Here is a 21770-nt window from a genome sequence, read left to right on the forward strand (position 1 = left end):
CTTGATAAAATGTTGGGAACAAGTTCAATGTATTTGTTGATTTTTTGAATAATGTTGATTGTTTATTCGATGAAGAGAAAAAGCTAAGGTTATTTGAAAAGGAAATGCGGTGGTCTTGGATCACGTTCCAGCGGCTACTATTACAAAGGGCAGGTGGAGTCATGTACAGAATATGAAAGTTGACAAACTAGACCGCATAAGAATGAATACAAGTTAAGGTGTTAGGTTAGGTGACGGTATCTACTATTAAAATCAATTGTTTAGCTGGTGGTTCAGGTTAGTTGAAAAAGAGAGTTATTAAGATTGTGTTGAAGGTATTTGAAAGTCGATATTCTTTCATAGGTATATATAATCAGATTAATAATTTTAAATTTAACTAATTGATTTTATTTTTAAATGGGTGTTATCTCTGGTGCTGATTAGGTGATTTTAAAAAAGAATAGGGGAGATGTTTCGGAAATTTTATATTGAAAATGGGGGGAATATAATATGCAGGCTAAAACTTTTATAAAAGTTGCGGAAGCTGGATTAAACTTGTGAGGAGCTGGATAACGACCTTCGCCATGTCCGAATTGAAAACACTAATTGTTTTAATTCTATTAATAAAGAATTGGTTGCGGGAGCTGGATTTGAACCAACGACCTTCGGGTTATGAGCCCGACGAGCTACCAAACTGCTCCATCCCGCGTCCGTGTTGAACGCATTAATTGTTTTAATTCTATTAATAAAGAATTGGTTGCGGGAGCTGGATTTGAACCAACGACCTTCGGGTTATGAGCCCGACGAGCTACCAAACTGCTCCATCCCGCGTCCGTGTTGAACGCACTAATTGTTTTAATTCTATTAATAAAGAATTGGTTGCGGGAGCTGGATTTGAACCAACGACCTTCGGGTTATGAGCCCGACGAGCTACCATACTGCTCCATCCCGCGTCCGTGTTGAACGCATTAATTGTTTTAATTCTATTAATAAAGAATTGGTTGCGGGAGCTGGATTTGAACCAACGACCTTCGGGTTATGAGCCCGACGAGCTACCAAACTGCTCCATCCCGCGTCCGTGTTGAACGCACTAATTGTTTTAATTCTATTAATAAAGAATTGGTTGCGGGAGCTGGATTTGAACCAACGACCTTCGGGTTATGAGCCCGACGAGCTACCAAACTGCTCCATCCCGCGTCCGTGTTGAACGCATTAATTGTTTTAATTCTATTAATAAAGAATTGGTTGCGGGAGCTGGATTTGAACCAACGACCTTCGGGTTATGAGCCCGACGAGCTACCAAACTGCTCCATCCCGCGTCCGTGTTGAACGCATTAATTGTTTTAATTCTATTAATAAAGAATTGGTTGCGGGAGCTGGATTTGAACCAACGACCTTCGGGTTATGAGCCCGACGAGCTACCAAACTGCTCCATCCCGCGTCCGGATGTGTCATTAACATTAGTATTTGAATTCAACTAAAAAGAATTGGTACAACCGAGTGGATTCGAACCACCGACCCCTACCATGTCAAGGTAGTGCTCTAACCAACTGAGCTACGGTTGTACTGATATTAGATTAGACGTTATAGCGATAAACTACTTTAGACCATATCAAATACTTTAGTAAGTGTTTTAATTCTTCTTACTAAGAATTGGTACAACCGAGTGGATTCGAACCACCGACCCCTACCATGTCAAGGTAGTGCTCTAACCAACTGAGCTACGGTTGTACTGGTTGCGGGAGCTGGATTTGAACCAACGACCTTCGGGTTATGAGCCCGACGAGCTACCAAACTGCTCCATCCCGCGACTGTTTGTTCGTTTGGCTGTTGCCTTGGAACGAGCGCTATAGTACGGTCGATGTAGGATTCGTGCAAGTAAAAAAACACACTTTTTTGCCAAATGGTGATTTGCTAGTCAACTTGAGTGCTGTTTAAGCGTATTTAAGCAAATCACCGGTAATTTACCTACATAGGAAGTCGTTTTATTTCCTTTTTTTGGATAAACCTCAAGCGCATAGCAAATAATACTGCTGCTGTTGTGAGTCCTGCGATGAGCCCAATCCAAAAACCTTGTGCTCCCATAGCTGGAACGATCATGTCTGTTCTGGCTAAGATAAAGCCTAAAGCCATTCCAACAGGCCAATAAGCAACTAAAGTGATATAAAAAGCACTTTGAGTATCTTTGTAACCACGTAATGCCCCTGCAGTCACAACTTGTATCGCATCTGACAATTGATAAATAGCAGCAAAAAACATCAAACTGCTGGCTAATGCAATCACATCTGGGTTGTCATTATAGAGTAAAGCAATTTCATGCCTGAACAGTACGGTAATCATTGCTGTGATCACCGCCAGTGAAAAAGAGATGATTAATCCTAGTCGGGTGACCATTTTTGATATCTCAGGTTTATCTTGGCCAAGGTAATAGCCCACTCTTATAGACACCGCGATACCAATTGATAATGGCAGCATAAACACCAATGATGAGAAGTTGAGCGCGATTTGATGCCCAGCAACAACAGTTGTGCCTAATGGTGCGAGTAATAAAGCAATAATAGCAAATAAGCTGACTTCAAAGAAAAGAGCCATAGCGATGGGGAACCCATGCTTGGTCATGTCAACTATTACTCCAATGTCAGGTAACTGGAACGATTTAAACGGAGCAAGCTCTTTAAACCTTTTATGCACTTGCATATAGATAACCATCGCAATGAACATGGCCCAAAAAACGAGTGCTGTAGCCACACCGCAACCGGCACCGCCCATAGCGGGTACGCCCAAGTGGCCATAAATAAAGATATAGTTGGCTGGAATGTTGACTGCTAAACCAATAAAACCGATCACCATAGTGGGTAAGGTGTAGGAAATGCCTTCGCTACAGCCACGTAATACTTGGTAGAGTATAAAAGCAGGTACCCCCCATAAAAATCCATCAAGGTAACCAATGCTGATCCGAGTTAGATCTGGCTCTAAATCCATCAAGTTCAAAATATTCTCTGCAGATGAGAGGAATAGCATGACAAAAGCGCTACCGATTATGGCAATATATCCAGCCTGAATGGCTAATGGTTGTATGGCTTTTTGATTATTTGCGCCATGATGATGTGAAAACACAGGGGTAAATGCCATTAACAACCCTTGCATAAATACTAACGCCGGTAACCATAAGCTAGAGCCTATGGCAACCGCTGCCATATCTGCGGCACTGACTCGACCTGCCATGACGGTGTCGATAAAGCCCATCATTGTTTGGGTTACTTGCGCAATAAGCACTGGCAATGCTAATTGGATTAATTTTTTGGCTTGAAAGCCAGAATGGTTCATCGGTACAGCCCTTAATAAATACGAGATTAAAAATGTTTACAGGTATAGTTCAAGCAACATGCGAAGTATTGGCAATCGATAAAAAGCCAGGCTTAAATACACTACAAATTGCTATGGGTCCGGATTTACGTGAGGGACTTTCGCTAGGGGCAAGTGTCGCAAATAACGGTGTTTGTTTAACAGTGACCAAGATTGCTGATGATAGGGTGTTTTTCGATGTAATGGAAGAGACACTTCAGGTAACTAACCTATCAAAGCTGAGAGAGGGATCACAAGTTAATATTGAGCGCTCTTTAACCTTTGGTAGCGAGATTGGCGGACATATTTTGTCAGGTCATGTACATACCCAAGCTGAAGTAATGTCGGTGAGTAAAACCGAGACTCATTACAATATTTGTTTATCTGTAGCCCCTTTATGGATGAACTACATTCTATATAAAGGTTTTGTTGGCGTGAATGGCTGTAGTCTTACAGTTGGAGCAGTGACAGAAACAAGCTTTATGCTGCATTTGATCCCTGAAACATTAAAACTGACTAACCTAGATGGTTACGATGTTGGCGATTTGGTGAACATTGAAATTGATAGCCAAACTCAAGCGATAGTTGACACTGTTGAGCGCGTATTAGCTAAACGAGCAAAGGCGTAAATAACGTTAAATAGCGCAGCATTTTCGCTGCGCTATTTTTTAGTAAATTTGTTCATCATCAGAGTCGATAAAAAGTTCAATTTTTTGCCGTGATTCATCTAAGTGCATTCGCATATGTATTGGGTTACAGCAGATCCTGCAATCTTCATAATACTCTTGATCGCCAGCCGTTGCGTCAATATTCAAATCTTGATGATGGCCGCAGTGCGGGCATGAAATGGTTTTGTTGATAAATCGCATATTAAGCTCCAGTAAATCCGACTGCGCTTCTTCCTCCATCTACAGCAATAATCTGCCCAGATATATAAGGAGCGCTGACTAAATGGGAAACCAACTTAGCAATATCGCCAGCTTGGCCTAGTTTAGCTAAGGGAATTTCTGTTAAGACATGGTCTTGAGAGCTGTCATTAGATTGTTCTGGCCACAAAATTGCGCCAGGAGCTATGCCGTTGACTCTAATATCTGGTGCAAGCTCTTGCGCTAACGAAAGTGTTGCCATCTCAAGTGCTGCCTTTGATATAGAGTATAGTCCATGATTTTTTAACGGTCTCTTCCCATGGATATCAATTAAGTTAATGATACAGCCATTATGGCGCTTAAGCGTCGGTGCAACATGTTCAGCTAGCAAATATGGGCTGAGTAAATTGGTTGTTAGTAGCTGCTGCGCAGCTACATAATCTGTTTTACCAAGTGGGGTAGGGTAAAAAGTAGAAGCATTGTTAATCAGTATACTTAGTGGTAGTGCTAAAGCGTCGATTTGCAGAGTTAACTGCGATAGCCCTGTTTGAACACTTAAATCTGCTTGAAGCATCTTGGCTGAGTTAGGCCTTACGTTATTAAGCTTACTCATTAACGCTACCGCATCGGTTTGTGACTGATCGTAATGGATCAAAATATTAAACCCGTCGTTATGCAGCTGCTCAGCAATCGCTTTACCAATCCTTTTTGCTGCGCCAGTAATAAGAGCCCATTTAGCCATGTAATTCTTCCAATAACAGCATCAAATACATACAGGCATTATGACTATATCTATAGATAGCACAATGCTGACTTTTGATTTGCTTGGTATTGCAGTCATTACTCTACGATAAGTGTTTGATGTGTTGTCGACCATCAGGCAAACATATTAAGCAACCATGTATAAAAATAGCTGTAATTTAGAAACCAATTTAGCATACCTGCGTATGCCTATATATAGTTGGCATAAAGGTCAGGCTGTTGTCTCTAATAATGTTCTTTGAATCTAAAAAGGTGGCTAAGATCACCTCCAACACTTATATATAGGTAAAACTTGCATCTATAAGCTGCTATCACTTAGAATTACGGCCTTGCGCGTCAGTAAACATAGACTCCAGTACGGTCTTGTCCTGACAGCATTCACTCATAATTAATATACCCAAGTGGCCCTACGTGGGGGTCACCACTGGAAAAGGAATATTCATGCCTGTAATTACACTTCCTGATGGAAGCAAACGAGAGTTTGCTCAACCTGTTTCTACTTTAGACGTAGCTGCTGATATTGGTCCTGGCCTTGCGAAAGCATGTATTGCCGGGCGTGTTAATGGTGAGCTGAAAGACGCTTGCGATATCATTGACACTGATTCTGAGCTTTCTATCATCACTGCTAAAGATGATGAAGGGGTTGAAATCTTGCGCCACTCTTGTGCGCATCTTCTTGGTCATGCATTTAAGCAACTTTGGCCAGAAGCTAAAATGGCAATTGGTCCAGTCATTGATAACGGTTTTTACTATGATATCGATTTAGACCATAAATTAACCCAGGAAGATATCGATAACTTACAAAAACGTATGACTCAATTAGCGAAAACGAGTTACGTAGTTGATAAGCGTGTTGTTAGCTGGCAAGAAGCGCGTGATACGTTTGAAGCCCGCGGCGAAACGTACAAAATGCAAATTCTAGATGAAAACATTAGCCAAGACTCAACGCCTGCGCTTTATCATCACGAAGAATATGTCGATATGTGTCGTGGTCCACACGTGCCAAATATGAAATTCTGTCAAAACTTTAAGTTGATGAGTGTTGCAGGTGCATATTGGCGTGGTAATTCTGACAACAAGATGTTGCAACGCATATACGGTACAGCTTGGGCAGATAAAAAAGCCCTTAAAGTGCACCTTAACCGTCTTGAAGAAGCGGCAAAGCGCGACCATCGTAAAATTGGTAAGCAGCTGGATCTATACCATATGCAAGAAGAAGCACCTGGAATGGTGTTTTGGCATAATGATGGTTGGAGCCTTTACTTAGAGCTTGAAAAGTTTATTCGCCAAAAACTTGGGCAATATACTTACCAAGAAGTTAAAGGTCCATTAATGATGGACAGAGCATTGTGGGAACGTTCAGGGCATTGGGACAAATATTCTGATGCAATGTTCACTACAAACTCTGAAAACCGTGAGTACGCGATTAAGCCGATGAACTGTCCAGGACACGTTCAAATCTTTAATCAAGGCCTAAAATCTTACCGTGACTTACCACTGCGTATGGCAGAGTTTGGTTGTTGTCATCGTAATGAGCCATCAGGTTCATTGCATGGGCTAATGCGCGTTCGTGGCTTTACACAAGATGATGCTCATGTTTTTTGTACTGAAGGACAAGTGCAGCAAGAAGTGAGTGCCTGTATTAAAATGGTGTACGACACTTACGAAACATTCGGCTTTAAAAATATTGTAGTTAAGTTGTCTACACGTCCAGAAAAACGTATCGGCGATGACGATATGTGGGATCGTGCAGAAGAAGCACTAAAGCAAGCGTTAACTGCCAATGATATTGAATTTGAGATCCTACCGGGTGAGGGTGCTTTCTACGGACCTAAAATTGAATTCACATTACATGACTGTTTAGATAGAGCTTGGCAGTGTGGTACGGTACAATTAGATTACGCATTACCGGGTCGTTTAGGGGCAACTTATGTTGCTGAAGACAATAGTCGCCAAACTCCAGTGATGATTCATCGCGCTATTTTAGGTTCATTAGAGCGTTTCTTAGGTATTCTTATTGAAGAGTATGCAGGTAAGTTCCCAACTTGGTTGGCACCACAACAAGTCGTTGTGATGAATATTACTGATAAACAGTCCGATTATGTGGACGAAGTAGTCAATTTATTCAAAGAACATGGAATTCGTGCAACTAAAGACTTGAGGAATGAGAAGATAGGCTTTAAAATACGCGAACACACCTTAAGGCGTGTCCCTTATTTATTGGTCGTTGGTGATCAAGAAATGGAAAATAAGGAAGTAGCGGTGCGTACCCGAGAGGGCGTTGACTTAGGTAAAATGCAAATCCAAGAATTTGCTACTAAGCTCAAGAAACAAATTTCGCTCCGTAGTCTCAATTTGTTGGAGGATTAGGTCATAAAGATCAAAAAAACAGCAGGGCGCCAGGCGGCCCCGAATAGAATTAACGAGCTCATTACTGGTGTTTCAGAAGTCCGTCTTAACGGCCTTGATGGTGAGCAATTAGGTATTTTATCAATTAGAGAAGCACAGGAAGTTGCAGATGATGCAGGTGTTGATCTAGTCGAAATTAGCCCAAATGCTGAGCCGCCTGTTTGTCGTGTCATGGACTACGGTAAGTTCCTTTTTGATAAAGCGAAAGCTCAAAAAGAACAAAAAAAGAAGCAAAAAATTGTACAGGTGAAGGAAATTAAATTCCGTCCCGGTACAGATTCGAACGATTATCAGGTAAAACTACGCAACCTGACTCGTTTTCTAGAAGACGGCGACAAAGCGAAAGTAACGCTGCGTTTCCGTGGTCGTGAGATGGCTCACCAAAGCCTAGGTATGGATCTTTTGAACCGTATCAAAGCTGATTTGGAAGCAATTGCAGTCGTGGAGTCCTTTCCTAAAATGGAAGGTCGTCAAGCTGTCATGGTTCTTGCGCCGAAAAAGAAATAGTAAGGCAACCTTAAAAGTAACAGGGGTCTTTTAGGAGACTTCTGTTCGCCTTGCGTTTTATTAATTATCCCAATGCGGAGTTTTAGCAATGCCTAAAATGAAAACAGACAAGGGTGTAGCGAAGCGTTTTAAAAAGACCGCTAATGGTTTTAAACGTAAGCAAGCCCATTTACGTCATATTTTGACTAAAAAGAGTACTAAGCGTAAGCGTCACTTACGTGCGAAATGTTTAGTATCTAAAGCTGACATGCCTGCGATTGCACGTCAACTACCTTACGCTTAATAAAAGGAGCAAAGAACAATGCCTAGAGTTAAGCGTGGTGTAACCGCACGTGCTCGTCACAAGAAAGTACTTAAATTAGCCAAAGGTTATTACGGAGCTCGCTCTCGTACTTACCGTGTTGCAGTTCAGGCTGTAACTAAAGCTGGTCAATATGCTTACCGTGACCGTCGTCAAAAGAAACGTCAATTCCGTCAACTTTGGATTGCACGTATCAATGCAGCAGCTCGTCAAAATGGTCTGTCTTACAGCCGTTTCATTAATGGTTTGAAAAAAGCCTCTATTGAAATCGATCGTAAGATTTTGGCTGACATAGCTGTTTTTGATAAAGTTGTATTTGCAACTTTAGTAGAAAAAGCAAAAGATGCTTTAGCTAAGTAATTAGTTATCAATTCTTTAAAAAAGGAACCTTAGGGTTCCTTTTTTTATATCAGAAATTTAGTTGATCAGTCATAGGAATAGAGATTATGGATAATATATCGACAGACAGATTAAACATTTCAATTATGTCATTAGAGGATGAAGAGCTTCTTTTCGATTTAGATCAAAACCCTGAGGTTATGAGATACATTAATGGTGGCAAAATCACCTCAAGAACAGATATTACCGATATTTATATTCCAAGGTTAGCAAGTTACTTAACTCCTTCAAAAGGGTGGGGGTTATGGAAGGTCGTACAGAAAGCAAACTTAGAAAACATAGATGAGCGTCAACACTTTTTGGGCTGGATATTAATTCGGCCTATGGGTTTTTTCAGTGAAAAACCTGATTATACTAATCTCGAAATTGGCTGGCGATTTAAACAGTCCGCTTGGGGACAAGGTATTGCTACCGAAAGTGCAAGGGCTGTCATTGAATTGTTAGTTAAACATCAAGCTGATATCGAACGCTTTTCAGCTATCGCAGATGAAAATAACATTGCCTCAATAAATATTATGAAAAAGCTGGGAATGAGTTTTATAAATACACAACAACACCCAGATATAGCAGATGACTATAAAATTGTGTTGTACAGTATGAAAGTGAACCGTTCTATGCTGATAGAGACGTAAACATTTGCTAGATTATGGTATGGCTGAAGACTTATAGAAAAAAGCCACCCGTAGTGGATGGCGTTAAGTAGTATTTTGTTATTTATTGAAGATATACAAAATATGACTTACTTTAGTGCGTCTAAGTAACGCTCTGCATCGAGTGCTGCCATACAACCGGTACCTGCAGAAGTAATAGCTTGACGATAATGTTGATCCATCACATCACCAGCAGCAAAAACACCTTCAATGCTGGTTTGAGTAGCATTGCCATTTAGGCCACTTTCAACACTAATGTAACCATTATTCATGCTTAATTGGCCTTCGAACATACCAGTATTTGGGCTGTGTCCAATCGCAATGAATACACCGGCAACGGCTAAATCTTTGATGCTATCATCTTTAGTGCTTTTGATTTTAAGACCGTTAACACCCATTGCATCGCCAACAACTTCATCGAGTGTGGTGTCTAAATGTAGAATGATATCTCCACTTTCAACTTTGTCCATCAAGCGTTTTGTTAGAATTTTCTCACTACGGAAAGTATCACGGCGATGAATTAGATGAACTTCAGAGGCTATGTTGCTTAAATACAGTGCTTCTTCAACCGCTGTATTACCGCCACCAATTACAGCAACTTTTTGGTTACGATAAAAGAAGCCATCACATGTGGCACACGCTGAAACACCGCGGCCTTTAAATTTTTCTTCAGACTCAAGGCCTAAGTACATCGCTGAAGCGCCTGTTGTAATGATTAATGCATCACAAGTAAACTCACCGTTATCACCTTTGAGCTGAAAAGGGCGAACGTTTAAGTTAACTTCATTGATGTGATCAAAAATTATTTCGGTCTCAAACTTTTCCGCATGTTTTTGCATTCGTTCCATTAGCGCTGGACCAGTAAGGTCATTAGCATCACCGGGCCAGTTTTCAACTTCTGTGGTAGTTGTTAGTTGTCCACCTTGTTGCATACCAGTGATCATAACTGGCTTTAAATTAGCGCGAGCGGCATAGACTGCAGCAGTATAACCAGCAGGTCCAGAACCCAGAATGAGTAAGTTACAGTGTCTTGCTTGGGTCATTTTTGTCTCCGTTCTTTTGCGAATGCAGGCTGTTTGAGAGGAAGCGATTCCCCTACGTCTACGAATTGAAGCGATTGTATGGAATTTAAGTGTGTGGGTAAAGCACTGTATTAAGCGAAGTCGATAGGCTCTGCTCACGTTAAGACGATTTTTCAGCGCTTTTGCACTGTTTTGGCTGTTCCTTATCACTTTTTGGTTTATTCTATAGCGTAAAGATTGGTATCTAGCTGAACCACAACAAAATAATAAAGGAAGTGTTATGCGTATTAGCGCAAATTTTGATGGCGGAAATATAGAAGTAATCAATGCAGATCATAAAGATGATGTGCAATTAGCGATCCGTCCTGATGAAGGTGGTGAGTTTTTTCAGTGGTTTAACTTTAAACTGGAAGGTGTTGTCGGTAGCCAGTATACGCTGAATATTGTTAATGCAGGCGCAGCGTCATACGTTAAAGGTTGGGAAAACTATCAAGCAGTTGCAACTTACGATAGACAAAACTGGTTTCGATTACCGACAAGCTATCAAGATGGGAAGCTAACCATCGAACTTGATTTAGATTGCGATGTGATTCAAATTGCTTACTTTGCACCATACAGCTACGAACGTCATCAAGATTTACTCGCGGCAGTGCAAGTGCATCCCGAGGTGAGTTTAGAGCATTTAGGGTTAACGTTAGATAAGCGCGACATGACGTTGATTAAAATTGGTGATGGTGATGAAGATAAAGCCAATATCTGGATCACTGCCCGTCAACATCCGGGAGAAACCATGGCTGAATGGCTCGTTGAAGGGCTAATTAACAACTTACTCGATAGCGACAGCCCAACAGCCAAATCGTTATTAGATAAAGCCAATTTTTATATTGTACCAAACATGAACCCCGATGGGAGCGTAAGAGGGCATCTGCGCACTAATGCCGTAGGTACGAACTTAAATCGTGAGTGGCAGACTCCTTCTTTAGAAAAAAGTCCCGAAGTCTTTTATGTTGTTAATAAAATGAAAGAAACTGGAGTTGATTTATTTTATGACGTACATGGTGATGAAGGTTTACCTTATGTATTTTTAGCTGGTTGTGAAGGGGTTCCTGCTTATACCAAGCAGGACGCTTCATTACAGCAAGCCTTTGTTGATGCATTGCAAATGGCCAGTCCCGACTTTCAAACCGAATTTGGCTACGATAAAGACCAGCCAGGACAAGCTAACCTGACTGTTGGGTCTAACTGGGTTGCACATACATTCGGTTGTCTTTCTAATACCTTAGAAATGCCGTTTAAAGATAATGACAATATGCCTGATCTTATAGCGGGATGGTCACCTGAGCGTTGTATTTATCTTGGAGAAGCCTCTTTGATCGCTATGAATGCAGTGGTTGATAAGCTTAAATAATTTGTATTGATTGTAAATGAAGAGGTGTCCATGGCGTTAATCAAGTGTCCTAGTTGTAGTAAGCGCATTTCGAGCAAGGCAAAGTCATGTTCTCATTGTAAGGCAAACCTGTCTGCAAACAATGAAAGTTTGCAATTGATTAGCCATATTAAACGTTCAAATCAGCTGATGAATCAGAGTTTTTTAGCTCTGACCTTATTCATTGGTGGTGTGGTGACATGGTTTTGGGGCGGCGAGCCGGCTGAAGGGACTCGCTCGATAGTGGCGGTCTGTGCATTTGTGATTGGTTTCGTTGGCTATTTAATTACCCGTGTACAAATAGTACTGCATAAACGGAAATCAGTATGACAGATATCAATAAGGTTATCGATGAGATGCCAACAGAAGTTTACGAGCGTTTGTTGACTGCTGTAGAGCTTGGAAAATGGGACGATGGTACGGTGTTAACATCACAGCAGCGTGCGTCTACTCAACAAGTTGTTATGCTTTATCAGGCTAGAAAATTACATCAAACAGAGCACTTTACGATAAACAGTGAAGGGCAGGTTAATGAACTTTCAAAGTCAGAGTTAAAAAAACAGTTCAAAGGCGAAACTATCGCTAAGTTTAAAGAAAAACAACTGTAAACTCACACAAAAAAGCCCTTTTCAAGTGCGTTAGAAAAGGGCTTTATGTTACTGGTAAGTACTTGTATCGCTTTATAATAAATGGCTTTTCGACATTAATCGCGAGACAGTTCTCCAACTATTGGATTTTCCATTGCCGCTCGAATTTCTTCTGGCTTCAAGTCAGTCGATAGTAAATAATGCAACTTAGCTAACGCCGCTTCTGTTGTCATATCATATCCGCTAATCACCCCTGCTGATGCTAAGGCATTACCAGTTGCATATCCGCCCATATTCACTTTTCCCTGTAAACACTGGGTTAAGTTCACCAATATAATACCGCGCTCATGTGCTTCTCGTAATGTTTTAAGCAAAGCAGGAGTTTGTGGGGCATTGCCTACACCAAAAGTCAGTAGTATCAGAGCCTTGACTGGTTGCTGTAGTACATTTGAAAATATCTCAGTGTTTATTCCTGGATAAAGTGTCACCACACCAATTGGCTGCGGGCTGATGTTAATAACCTTTAGTTTTTCAGTTGAGTGCAATTTAGCTGGTATGCCTGCATGCCAACGAATTTTGATCCCTGCTTCTAACAGTAAAGGAAAATTCGGTGATGCAAATGCATTGAAACCATCAGCATGGGCTTTAGTAGTACGGTTTCCTCTAAAAAGTTTGTTGTTAAAGAATAGGCAAACTTCCGCCACTGGGTAGTTGGCAGCAATGTAAAGTGCATTGAGCAGGTTAGTTTGCCCATCTGAGCGAAGCTGTGCCAGCGGGATCTGTGAACCTGTAACGATAACTGGCTTTGTTAAACCTTGTAGCATGAAAGATAGAGCAGAGGCGGTATAAGCCATGGTATCTGTGCCATGCAATATGACGAATCCGTCATATTTCTCATAGTTGGCTTTTATATCATTGGCTATCAATTGCCAATCGGTAGGAGCCATATCTGATGAGTCAATCAGAGGCGAATATTCACTGATAACAAAGTCAGGCATCTCATCATGGTAAAACTCAGGCATGGCTTTGACACATTCGGTTAGAAAGCCTGCGACAGGAGCAAAACCCTGTTCGGTGTTTTGCATTCCGATGGTACCGCCAGTGTAGGCTACATATATACAGCGTTTAGTCATGTTGATTTTGTTCTGGAGCAAAGTACAGTGATTATAATGGTGGACATATAATAAAGCCCAGTAAAACTGGGCTTTATTTTATTAAAGTTGATTCGTGTGACTTAAGATCAATAATACACAGTGAATATCAAAGACAAAGTCATATTCACCAAGCGTATCTAAATACTAATAGTAAATGATAGTTAGCTAGATTTTGCCCGATTTTTACCTAATTAAAGCAAGTATCACACAGTAGATAAACGCCATTGGGATCATCAAATGTTTGCAATGTTTCAGTAATAGTTGAAAACTGATTGATAAACTGGTTTAGCAGTTTGTTATTGCCCACGCTTTGCGGTAAATACGTTGAAACGCTAGCAAACATATCTTGTACAAAAGCTTCTTGCGGTGATAGTTCTTGCTCAATCACTTCGGTGTCATAGCGCTCAAGTTCAGCAAGTTTTGCAGCTTGCGATATCGCTTGTTGTAAATCTCCAATTTCATCAACAAGACCCAGCTCTAAGGCTTTACGACCCGTCCAGACTCTACCTTGTGCAATCGCATCAACTTCATCAACGCTCATGTTTCGCTCTTTTGCAACTAAGGTGATAAAGTTTTTGTAACCTCGTTCGATATGACGTTGAATGACGGCACTTATTGCTGGGGTGATCCCTCTAGTAACAGACATTCCTGCCCAATCAGATGTTGCCACTCCGTCGGTATGAATGCCAATGTTTGCTAATGAGTCCTCAAAGGTGGCAATCATTCCAAAAATACCGATAGAGCCGGTAAGCGTGGTCGGTGTGGCATAAATATAATCAGCACTAGCAGAGATCCAATAGCCGCCAGATGCAGCGTAACTGCCCATACTCACAACAACTGGTTTATTTGCCGCTCTAAGAGCGAGCACTTCTTGGCGAATTTGCTCAGATGCAAATGCGCTTCCACCTGGGCTATCAACTCTTAATACAACGGCTTTGACGTTGTTATCAAAGCGAGCTTTACGCAGTAATGCCGAAGTACTTTCACCGCCAATATCTCCGGCAGGTTGTGAGCCGTTCATTATGTTGCCTTTAGCAACAATAATGCCGACTTTGTCTTCTAACAATAATAGAGGGTATTTTGAGGTAACTGATAAGTAATCATAGAAATCAATTTGTTTAAACGATTCACCATTAGCAGAATGGCCTACAGCGTCAACCATCGCAAGCCTAAAGCCTTCGGTGGTTTTTAGTTCGTCAACCCATTGCATATTGAGCGCCATTTGACTTGACTGACCATCAGCTTTATCCAGCTGAGCTAAATACTCTTTAGCATTAATTGATAGCTCGGTTGCAGCAATACCACGGTTATTCGCAACCGTGGTGCTGTAGCTCTGCCATAAATCATTTAACAATGCTAAGTTTGCTTCTTTAGCTGCATCAGACATGTCATCACGGATAAACGGTTCTACAGCAGATTTAAAGGTACCCACTCTAAACACATGTGCTTTAATGTCTAACTTGTCTAACGCGGATTTATAATACTGGCGATAACGACTTAAGCCTTCAATTTCAACGCTACCTTCTGGATTGAGGTAGATAGTGTCTGCAAAACTGGCTAAAAAATATTGGTTTTGCCCGAAACTATCGCCTTGGGCTACAATGGTTTTCCCCGCGGCTTTAAAGTTGTTTAAAGCGTCACCTACTGATTGTAGTTTGCTGATCCCAGTGCCTGTAAGTTGACTTAAATCGAGCACTATTTGGCTAATACGTTCATCTGTTGCTGCGTGATTGATGACATCAATTACATCAGTTAATAAAATTTCACCTTCAGGGTCGGTACCGTTACCGCTGAGCATTGCCGCCTGTAAAGGGTCAACGCGGTGTTTTTGATCAACAATTGAACCAGAAAGGTTAAGCACTAAAGCCGAACCGTTATCAACAGTGATACTTTCTTCATCACTTATTGCGACGATAACACAAATGACTATGGTGAAAAAAAACAGGTTTAAAAATAGTTTTCTTGTACCGTTGATTAAATTCCAGCTAAGCAGAAGTAAACGTTTAAAAAATGAGGGTTTAGTGGACATCTGCCACTCCTTTTATTCGTAATTACCATAATGCTAACTGAAAAGTACAATTAAAGGAAAACAGATTTGTAAACGAATCTAATCACTCAATTATTGAGCTTCGGGTGGACAAAAGGTATGCTGAATTAAATCACTTGTTTAAAAAGGATGTTTGAATGTCGTTTCCGCATTTATTAGAACCCTTAGATCTGGGGTTTACCCAGTTAAAGAACCGTGTGTTAATGGGATCGATGCACACAGGTTTGGAAGAGGAAAAGGGCGGTTTTGAGAAACTGGCAGCGTTCTATAAAGAACGCGCACAAGGAGGCGTTGGTTTAATTGTCACTGGGGGGATCTCACCCAATTTACGAGGACGATTGGCGCCAAACGCTTGTCAATTAAGTTTTCCGTGGCAAATTAAGAAACACACTATCGTCACTAAAGCGGTGCATGAAGCTGGTGGTAAAATCTGTATGCAACTTTTGCATGCAGGCCGATACGGTTATCATCCATTTACACTGGCTCCAAGTAAAATAAAATCTCCCATCACCCCATTTACACCATCAGCAATGTCTAGTCGGCAAGTTGCCAATACCATTAAAGATTACGGGGCCAGCGCAGCTCTTGCAAAAAAGGCGGGTTATGACGGCGTTGAAGTGATGGGCAGCGAAGGCTACTTGATCAATCAGTTTATAAGTTCACGCACCAACAAGCGAACGGATAAATGGGGTGGTGCATTTGAAAATCGCGCCCAGTTCCCGGTTCAAATCGTTAAGCAGATCCGCGAGAAAGTCGGCACTGACTTTATTATTGTATTTAGACTTTCAATGCTTGACCTTGTCGATAATGGTTCGACATGGAATGAAGTTGTACAGTTAGCTAAATCACTTGAGGCTGCCGGCGTAACAATTATAAATACTGGTATTGGTTGGCATGAAGCGCGTGTTCCGACTATTTCAACCAGCGTACCTCGTGGCGCGTTTGCATGGGTTACCGAAAAACTAAAACAAGAGATGTCGATACCGCTTATCGCTACTAATCGTATTAATACACCTGAAATAGCCGAGTCGATTATTGCATCTGGACAAGCAGATATGGTGTCGATGGCAAGGCCATTTCTAGCCGATCCTGACTTTGTTAACAAAGCTGAGGCAAACACGCCTGAATTGATTAATACGTGTATTGGCTGTAATCAGGCATGTTTAGATCATACTTTTGCCATGAAGCGTGCCACCTGTTTAGTTAACCCAAGAGCTTGTTATGAAACCGAGCTAAACTTTACTCCAGCTAAAATTAACAAGCGTATTGCGGTAATGGGGGCTGGGCCTGCTGGGATGGCTTTTGCTATCTATGCAGCTAGCCGAGGGCACCAAGTGGTGTTGTTTGAAGCTAAATCAGAAGTTGGTGGTCAATTTAATCTAGCCAGAAAGATCCCCGGCAAAGAGGAGTTTGACGAAACAATTCGGTACTTCTTAAATCAAATTAAACTGCATGATATTGAACTTCGACTCAATACAAAACTGGATGCAAGCGTTGCTAGTGCAGAAAAGTTTGATGAAATAGTGATGTCAGCGGGTGTTATACCACGACCACTAGATTTGCCTGGTTTTGACAACCCTAAAGTTGTTGATTACCAAAAGGTGCTCACTGGTGAAGTACAGGTTGGCAAGAAAGTCGCCTTAATCGGCGCTGGCGGGATTGGTTTTGATATGGCCCATTATTTATGTGAAGCCGAGTCAACCACATTGAACCCTGATAAATGGTTAAAGCAGTGGGGAATCGATAAGGATTATCAAACTGCCGGCGGATTAACTGAGCCTGTTGCGGAAGATAAAAACCGAGAGGTGTTTTTACTGCAGCGCAAAACAACCAAAATGGGTAAAGGGCTTGGTAAAACCACGGGTTGGATCCATCGCTCAGTGTTAAAACAACATCATGTTGCAATGCGAACGGGGGTTTCCTACCAAAAGTTCGATGAGCAAGGGTTACACATAATTGTTGATAATAAGCCTGAAGTATTGGAAGTTGACAATGTAGTACTGTGTGCTGGGCAGGTGTCGAACACTGAATTGGTTGAAGAGATGAAAGCAACGGGTATTCCTGTCCATCTTATCGGTGGGGTTGATGTTGCTGCAGAACTTGATGCAAAGCGTGCAATTCGCCAAGGTGCTGAGTTAGCTATCGCTTTGTAACTGACCTAAATGTGTGACTTATGTTGTAAAAGCCTGCTTGATTCGTATGCGAATTAAACAGGCTTTTTAGTATCTAGTTAGCGGTCAGTTATTTAACAGAACGTGGTCTATTATCAGCATTTTTTCAAGGTGCCATAATGTGACTAACTGGAATTAATGGATATTGGCTATTTAATACAAAAGAACGAAATGCTTTTAGTGTTTAAGTTAATCGCTAACTTCGCCACAGGTTTCTAGCTGTTTTGGCACTCGGGTAACAATTTCTGCACCTTGAGTCGACAAATCTAAATCAATATCTGTAGTTGGTACACAGCAGCAAGGCAAGCATTCATCGTTGGCCAAAGACACTAGTGGATCTGTTAAATAGCTGACAGAGCCACTAATAATTTTTGTTTTACATTGACCGCAAAAACCGTTGCGGCACTCTGAAAACGTTTTCACTTTTTTCTGCTCAAGTGCTTGCAGTAAGGTGAGGTGCTGTTGATTAAACAACAGCACCGGTTGGCCTTGCAGGCTAACAATGGGCGCTTTTTGAAAGTGAGTGTAGTTATAGGTCAAAGTCTAAAAACTCATCATCTTCAATTGAGGCATCAATCTGACCAACTAGGTATGATGATACTTCAACTTCTTGTGGTGCAACTTGAACAGCATCGCTCTCTAACCAGTTTTTCATCCAAGGTAATGGATTGGTTTGTTCTGCATATGGTGATTCAAAATCAATTGCTTTCATGCGTTCATTCGTTATGTATTCAACATATTGACAAAGGATTTGTTCGTTTAATCCAATCATTGAGCCGTCTTTAAAGAGGTACTTAGCCCACTCTTTTTCTTGCTCAGCGGCTTTGATAAAGATATCGGTTGCTGTTTGTTTACACTCTTTTGCAATCTCAGCCATTTCTGGGTCGTCTTTACCAGCGTGCATGATCTTTAAAATGTGTTGAGTACTGTTCAAATGCAATGCTTCATCTCGGGCGATTAATCGAATGATTTTAGCATTTCCTTCCATGACGTTACGTTCAGCAAAGGCAAATGAGCAAGCAAAACTGACGTAGAAACGGATGGCCTCAAGTACGTTAACTGACACCATACAGAGGTAGAGTGCCTTTTTAATTTCGCGCTTGGTGATCTCAATGACTTCACCGTCAATTTTGTGGCTGCCTTCACCGTGTAAATGAAACGCTTGGCTAAGTGTGATCAGCTTGTCGTAATAGACTGCGATATCCGTTGCGCGTTTTAGAATTTCTTCATTTTCGACAATATCATCAAAAACAACAGATGGGTCGTTAACAATATTACGAATAATATGTGTGTAAGAGCGTGAGTGAATGGTCTCAGAAAATGACCATGTTTCAATCCAGGTTTCTAGTTCGGGCAGTGACACCAAAGGTAAAAACGCGACGTTAGGAGAGCGACCTTGAATAGAATCTAGTAAGGTTTGATATTTGAGGTTTGAAATAAAGATATGTTTTTCATGCTCAGGTAACGCAGCATAATCGATTTTATCTTTGCTGACATCGACTTCTTCAGGGCGCCAAAAGAAGGATAACTGTTTTTCAATTAATTTTTCAAAAACTTCATATTTTTGTTGATCGTAACGTGCCACATTAACTGATTGCCCAAGAAACATAGGCTCAAGCATTGCATTATTAGGTGTTTGACAAAATGTTGAATAGGCCATTTTCTATCTTCCGATAACGGGGGCGTGCCCCCATGAATTAACGTTTAAATACGAGTGACTAAATCTGTTCGACTTAAATCTTACAAGCGCCGCCAGCGCAGTCGTCATTTTCGACTTCAATGGCGGTTATTTCGTCATGGTTATCAGACGCGCCATCACGCGTATTGTGATAGTAAAGTGTTTTTACACCGTATTTGTATGCGGTCAATAAGTCTTTTAACAGTACTTTCATTGGCACTTTTCCCCCCTCAAAGCGAGCCGGGTCATAGTTAGTGTTGGCTGAAATAGATTGATCAACAAACTTCTGCATTAAGCCCACTAATTGGATGTAACCATCATTGTTTGGCATTTGCCATAGTAGTTCGTAACTGTATTGGTATTTTTCAAAATCAGGTACGACTTGTTTTAGCTGGCCATCTTTACTGGCTTTGACGCTAATTAAACCTCGTGGTGGTTCAATACCATTGGTTGCGTTAGAGATCTGTGAAGAGGTCTCTGAAGGCATTAAAGCCGATAGTGTCGAGTTACGCAGTCCGTGAGTTTTAATCTCTTCACGCAGTGTTTCCCAGTCCATATGCAATGGCTCATCACAAATTTTGTCGAGATCACGTTTATAGGTATCAATGGGTAAAATACCTTTCGCGTATGTTGTCTCATGAAAAGACGGGCATGCACCTTGCTCTTTAGCGAGGTTGTTAGAGGCCTTTAGTAAATAATATTGAATCGCTTCAAAAGTTTTATGAGTGATATTATTGGCTGAGCCATCAGAATAGCGTACGCCTTCTTTGGCAAGGTAGTTAGCAAAGTTGATTACACCAATACCAAGCGTTCGACGGTTCATTGAAGCTTTTTCAGCAGAAATAATAGGGTAGTCTTGATAATCTAATAAGTTGTCCAATGCGCGTACAGCAAGATCGGCAAGTGGTTCCAGCTCATCAAGGTTTTTAATCGCTCCCAAGTTCAACGCTGACAAGGTGCATAGCGCAATCTCACCTTCTGGGTCGTTGATGTTGTTAAGCGGTTTAGTTGGCAATGCAATCTCTAAACACAAGTTAGACTGACGCACTGGGGCGACTTTTGAGTCAAATGGGCTATGTGTATTACAGTGATCGACGTTTTGAATGTAAATTCGACCTGTTGAAGCACGCTCTTGCATCATCAGTGAAAAAAGCTCAACTGCTTTAATTTGTTGCTTGCGGATTGTTGCGTCAGCTTCGTATTTTAGGTAGAGACGATCGAATTCATCTTGGTCTTCAAAGAAAGCATCGTACAAGCCCGGTACATCAGATGGGCTAAATAGGGTGATCATTTCACCTTTTATAAGGCGTTGGTACATCAGCTTATTAATTTGAACCCCGTAATCGAGGTGACGAATACGGTTGTCTTCAACGCCGCGGTTGTTTTTCAATACCAATAATGACTCAACTTCTAAATGCCACATCGGGTAAAACAGTGTGGCAGCGCCACCACGTACACCACCCTGAGAGCAAGATTTAACAGCAGTTTGAAAATACTTGTAGAAAGGTAAGCAGCCAGTGTGGAACGCTTCTCCCCCGCGAATCGGGCTACCTAAGGCTCGAATTCGACCTGCATTTACACCAATGCCTGCTCTTTGCGATACATACTTAACGATAGAAGAGGAGGTTGCATTAATAGAGTCTAAGCTATCACCACACTCAATTAATACACATGAGCTAAATTGGCGTGTTGGAGTACGCACCCCTGCCATAATTGGTGTGGGTAGCGATATTTTAAAGGTCGATATGGCATCGTAAAAGTTTTTAACATATTGAAGGCGAGACTCTCTCGGGTATTTAGCAAATAAACAAGCAGATACCAATATATAAAGAAATTGAGCACTTTCATAAATCTCGTGTGTAACACGGTTTTGAACTAGGTATTTACCTTCTAGCTGCTTGACTGCCGCGTAGGAAAAATTCATGTCACGCCAATGATCAACATAGTCACCGAGTATGTCGAGCTCTTCACGACTGTAATCTTGTAAAATATGTGTATCGTATTTACCGAGTTCAACTAATTTAACAATATGGTCGTACAACTTTGGTGGTTCAAACTGGCCAAAAGCCTTCTTACGAAGATGGAAAACCGCTAATCGAGCAGATAAAAATTGGTAATCGGGAGATTCTGGAGAAATCAAATCAGCGGCAGCTTTAATGATAGTCTCATGGATCGCTTCAGTAGGGATCCCATCAAAAAACTGTAGGTGGGAACGTAATTCTACCTCAGATACTGAAACATTAGTGAGCCCTTTGGCTGCCCATTCAATAACGCGATGAATTTTTTCAAGATTGATTGTTTCACGTTCGCCACTTCGTTTTGTGACTGTCATATTGCTATTCATTCAAGATAAACCTTGGTTCTTATATTTATGAAAGTGACCAATGAGGCGCACTGTATGTTTCCCTGTAAATATCTAAACGAAACTGTAAAACAGTGCAGACAAAAAGAGCTTAGTCAACTCAAA

Annotated in this window: 19 protein-coding genes and 10 tRNA genes; 10 read left to right on the forward strand and 19 right to left on the reverse strand. The window is 41.2% G+C overall.

Going from position 1 to position 21770, the window contains the following annotated elements:
• Positions 1-611: 611 nt before the first annotated feature.
• From RGE70_RS08605 to RGE70_RS08655, 11 genes are all read right to left on the reverse strand, one after another.
• Positions 612-688: transfer RNA gene (locus RGE70_RS08605), tRNA-Met, on the reverse strand.
• A gap of 45 nt (positions 689-733) precedes the next feature.
• Positions 734-810, reverse strand: a tRNA-Met gene (locus RGE70_RS08610).
• 45 nt (positions 811-855) lie between these two features.
• A tRNA-Met gene (locus tag RGE70_RS08615) sits at positions 856-932 on the reverse strand.
• 45 nt (positions 933-977) lie between these two features.
• A tRNA-Met gene (locus tag RGE70_RS08620) sits at positions 978-1054 on the reverse strand.
• 45 nt (positions 1055-1099) lie between these two features.
• Positions 1100-1176: transfer RNA gene (locus tag RGE70_RS08625), tRNA-Met, on the reverse strand.
• Between the two features lie 45 nt (positions 1177-1221).
• Positions 1222-1298 (reverse strand) — tRNA-Met (locus RGE70_RS08630).
• A 45-nt stretch (positions 1299-1343) separates the two neighbouring features.
• A tRNA-Met gene (locus RGE70_RS08635) sits at positions 1344-1420 on the reverse strand.
• A 47-nt stretch (positions 1421-1467) separates the two neighbouring features.
• Positions 1468-1544 (reverse strand) — tRNA-Val (locus RGE70_RS08640).
• Between the two features lie 89 nt (positions 1545-1633).
• Positions 1634-1710, reverse strand: a tRNA-Val gene (locus RGE70_RS08645).
• A gap of 2 nt (positions 1711-1712) precedes the next feature.
• Positions 1713-1789 (reverse strand) — tRNA-Met (locus RGE70_RS08650).
• A gap of 158 nt (positions 1790-1947) precedes the next feature.
• On the reverse strand, positions 1948-3306 hold the full coding sequence (locus RGE70_RS08655; RefSeq protein WP_310471063.1) for an MATE family efflux transporter: 1359 nt from the start codon (positions 3304-3306) through the stop codon (positions 1948-1950).
• Between the two features lie 32 nt (positions 3307-3338).
• Here RGE70_RS08655 and RGE70_RS08660 point away from each other — a divergent pair, with 32 nt between their 5' ends.
• The gene (locus RGE70_RS08660) at positions 3339-3953 is read left to right on the forward strand and encodes a riboflavin synthase subunit alpha (RefSeq protein WP_310471064.1); all 615 of its coding nucleotides are present in this window, start codon (positions 3339-3341) and stop codon (positions 3951-3953) included.
• A gap of 39 nt (positions 3954-3992) precedes the next feature.
• On the opposite strand, the gene RGE70_RS08665 is transcribed toward RGE70_RS08660, so the two are convergent.
• Positions 3993-4193: a CPXCG motif-containing cysteine-rich protein gene (locus RGE70_RS08665; RefSeq protein WP_310471065.1), complete on the reverse strand. Its 201-nt coding sequence runs from the start codon at positions 4191-4193 to the stop codon at positions 3993-3995.
• A 1-nt stretch (position 4194) separates the two neighbouring features.
• A complete protein-coding gene (locus RGE70_RS08670) occupies positions 4195-4932 on the reverse strand; it encodes a pteridine reductase (RefSeq protein ID WP_310471066.1) in 738 nt (245 codons plus the stop codon).
• A 461-nt stretch (positions 4933-5393) separates the two neighbouring features.
• On the opposite strand from RGE70_RS08670, the gene thrS reads away from it, so the two are divergent.
• From thrS to RGE70_RS08695, 5 genes are all read left to right on the forward strand, one after another.
• Positions 5394-7322 (forward strand): threonine--tRNA ligase, encoded by a 1929-nt coding sequence (gene thrS, locus RGE70_RS08675; protein WP_310471067.1) that lies wholly within the window; start codon positions 5394-5396, stop codon positions 7320-7322.
• A gap of 3 nt (positions 7323-7325) precedes the next feature.
• The gene (gene infC / locus RGE70_RS08680; protein ID WP_310472951.1) at positions 7326-7868 is read left to right on the forward strand and encodes a translation initiation factor IF-3; all 543 of its coding nucleotides are present in this window, start codon (positions 7326-7328) and stop codon (positions 7866-7868) included.
• 88 nt (positions 7869-7956) lie between these two features.
• Entirely contained in the window at positions 7957-8151 is a 195-nt protein-coding gene (gene rpmI / locus RGE70_RS08685; RefSeq protein ID WP_005503401.1) for a 50S ribosomal protein L35, read from the forward strand.
• A gap of 18 nt (positions 8152-8169) precedes the next feature.
• Positions 8170-8529: a 50S ribosomal protein L20 gene (rplT, locus tag RGE70_RS08690; protein ID WP_310471068.1), complete on the forward strand. Its 360-nt coding sequence runs from the start codon at positions 8170-8172 to the stop codon at positions 8527-8529.
• An 86-nt stretch (positions 8530-8615) separates the two neighbouring features.
• Positions 8616-9200: a GNAT family N-acetyltransferase gene (locus tag RGE70_RS08695; protein ID WP_310471069.1), complete on the forward strand. Its 585-nt coding sequence runs from the start codon at positions 8616-8618 to the stop codon at positions 9198-9200.
• 107 nt (positions 9201-9307) lie between these two features.
• Here the strand turns inward: RGE70_RS08695 and trxB are convergent, their stop codons facing one another.
• Positions 9308-10261, reverse strand: coding sequence for a thioredoxin-disulfide reductase (gene trxB / locus RGE70_RS08700; RefSeq protein WP_310471070.1), 954 nt, complete (start codon positions 10259-10261; stop codon positions 9308-9310).
• A 259-nt stretch (positions 10262-10520) separates the two neighbouring features.
• Here trxB and RGE70_RS08705 point away from each other — a divergent pair, with 259 nt between their 5' ends.
• From RGE70_RS08705 to RGE70_RS08715, 3 genes are read left to right on the forward strand one after another with little or no spacing between them, the layout of a single operon-like run.
• Complete coding sequence (locus tag RGE70_RS08705; protein WP_310471071.1) at positions 10521-11648, forward strand: M14 family metallopeptidase; 1128 nt, start codon at positions 10521-10523, stop codon at positions 11646-11648.
• A gap of 30 nt (positions 11649-11678) precedes the next feature.
• Positions 11679-11996 carry a zinc ribbon domain-containing protein gene (locus tag RGE70_RS08710; RefSeq protein ID WP_310471072.1) on the forward strand — a complete coding sequence of 106 codons (318 nt, stop codon included), beginning with the start codon at positions 11679-11681 and terminating at the stop codon, positions 11994-11996.
• Entirely contained in the window at positions 11993-12274 is a 282-nt protein-coding gene (locus RGE70_RS08715) for a YeaC family protein (protein ID WP_310471073.1), read from the forward strand. Before RGE70_RS08710 ends, RGE70_RS08715 begins: the two co-directional genes overlap by 4 nt.
• Positions 12275-12369: 95 nt before the next feature.
• Here RGE70_RS08715 and ansA read toward each other — a convergent pair whose 3' ends face one another.
• Positions 12370-13386 carry an asparaginase gene (gene ansA / locus RGE70_RS08720; protein ID WP_310471074.1) on the reverse strand — a complete coding sequence of 339 codons (1017 nt, stop codon included), beginning with the start codon at positions 13384-13386 and terminating at the stop codon, positions 12370-12372.
• 208 nt (positions 13387-13594) lie between these two features.
• The gene (sppA, locus tag RGE70_RS08725) at positions 13595-15436 is read right to left on the reverse strand and encodes a signal peptide peptidase SppA (protein WP_310471075.1); all 1842 of its coding nucleotides are present in this window, start codon (positions 15434-15436) and stop codon (positions 13595-13597) included.
• A 155-nt stretch (positions 15437-15591) separates the two neighbouring features.
• Between sppA and RGE70_RS08730 the strand changes: the two genes are divergently transcribed.
• The gene (locus RGE70_RS08730; RefSeq protein WP_310471076.1) at positions 15592-17607 is read left to right on the forward strand and encodes an oxidoreductase; all 2016 of its coding nucleotides are present in this window, start codon (positions 15592-15594) and stop codon (positions 17605-17607) included.
• A 207-nt stretch (positions 17608-17814) separates the two neighbouring features.
• Here RGE70_RS08730 and yfaE read toward each other — a convergent pair whose 3' ends face one another.
• The 3 genes from yfaE to nrdA form a co-directional block, all read right to left on the reverse strand.
• Complete coding sequence (gene yfaE, locus RGE70_RS08735; protein WP_310471077.1) at positions 17815-18165, reverse strand: class I ribonucleotide reductase maintenance protein YfaE; 351 nt, start codon at positions 18163-18165, stop codon at positions 17815-17817.
• Complete coding sequence (gene nrdB / locus RGE70_RS08740; protein ID WP_310471078.1) at positions 18155-19285, reverse strand: class Ia ribonucleoside-diphosphate reductase subunit beta; 1131 nt, start codon at positions 19283-19285, stop codon at positions 18155-18157. Before nrdB ends, yfaE begins: the two co-directional genes overlap by 11 nt.
• A gap of 73 nt (positions 19286-19358) precedes the next feature.
• Positions 19359-21647: a class 1a ribonucleoside-diphosphate reductase subunit alpha gene (nrdA, locus tag RGE70_RS08745; RefSeq protein ID WP_310471079.1), complete on the reverse strand. Its 2289-nt coding sequence runs from the start codon at positions 21645-21647 to the stop codon at positions 19359-19361.
• Positions 21648-21770: the final 123 nt, after the last annotated feature.

Origin of the sequence: Shewanella youngdeokensis, assembly GCF_033180165.1 — a bacterium.
Taxonomy (GTDB): Bacteria; Pseudomonadota; Gammaproteobacteria; order Enterobacterales; family Shewanellaceae; genus Shewanella; species Shewanella youngdeokensis.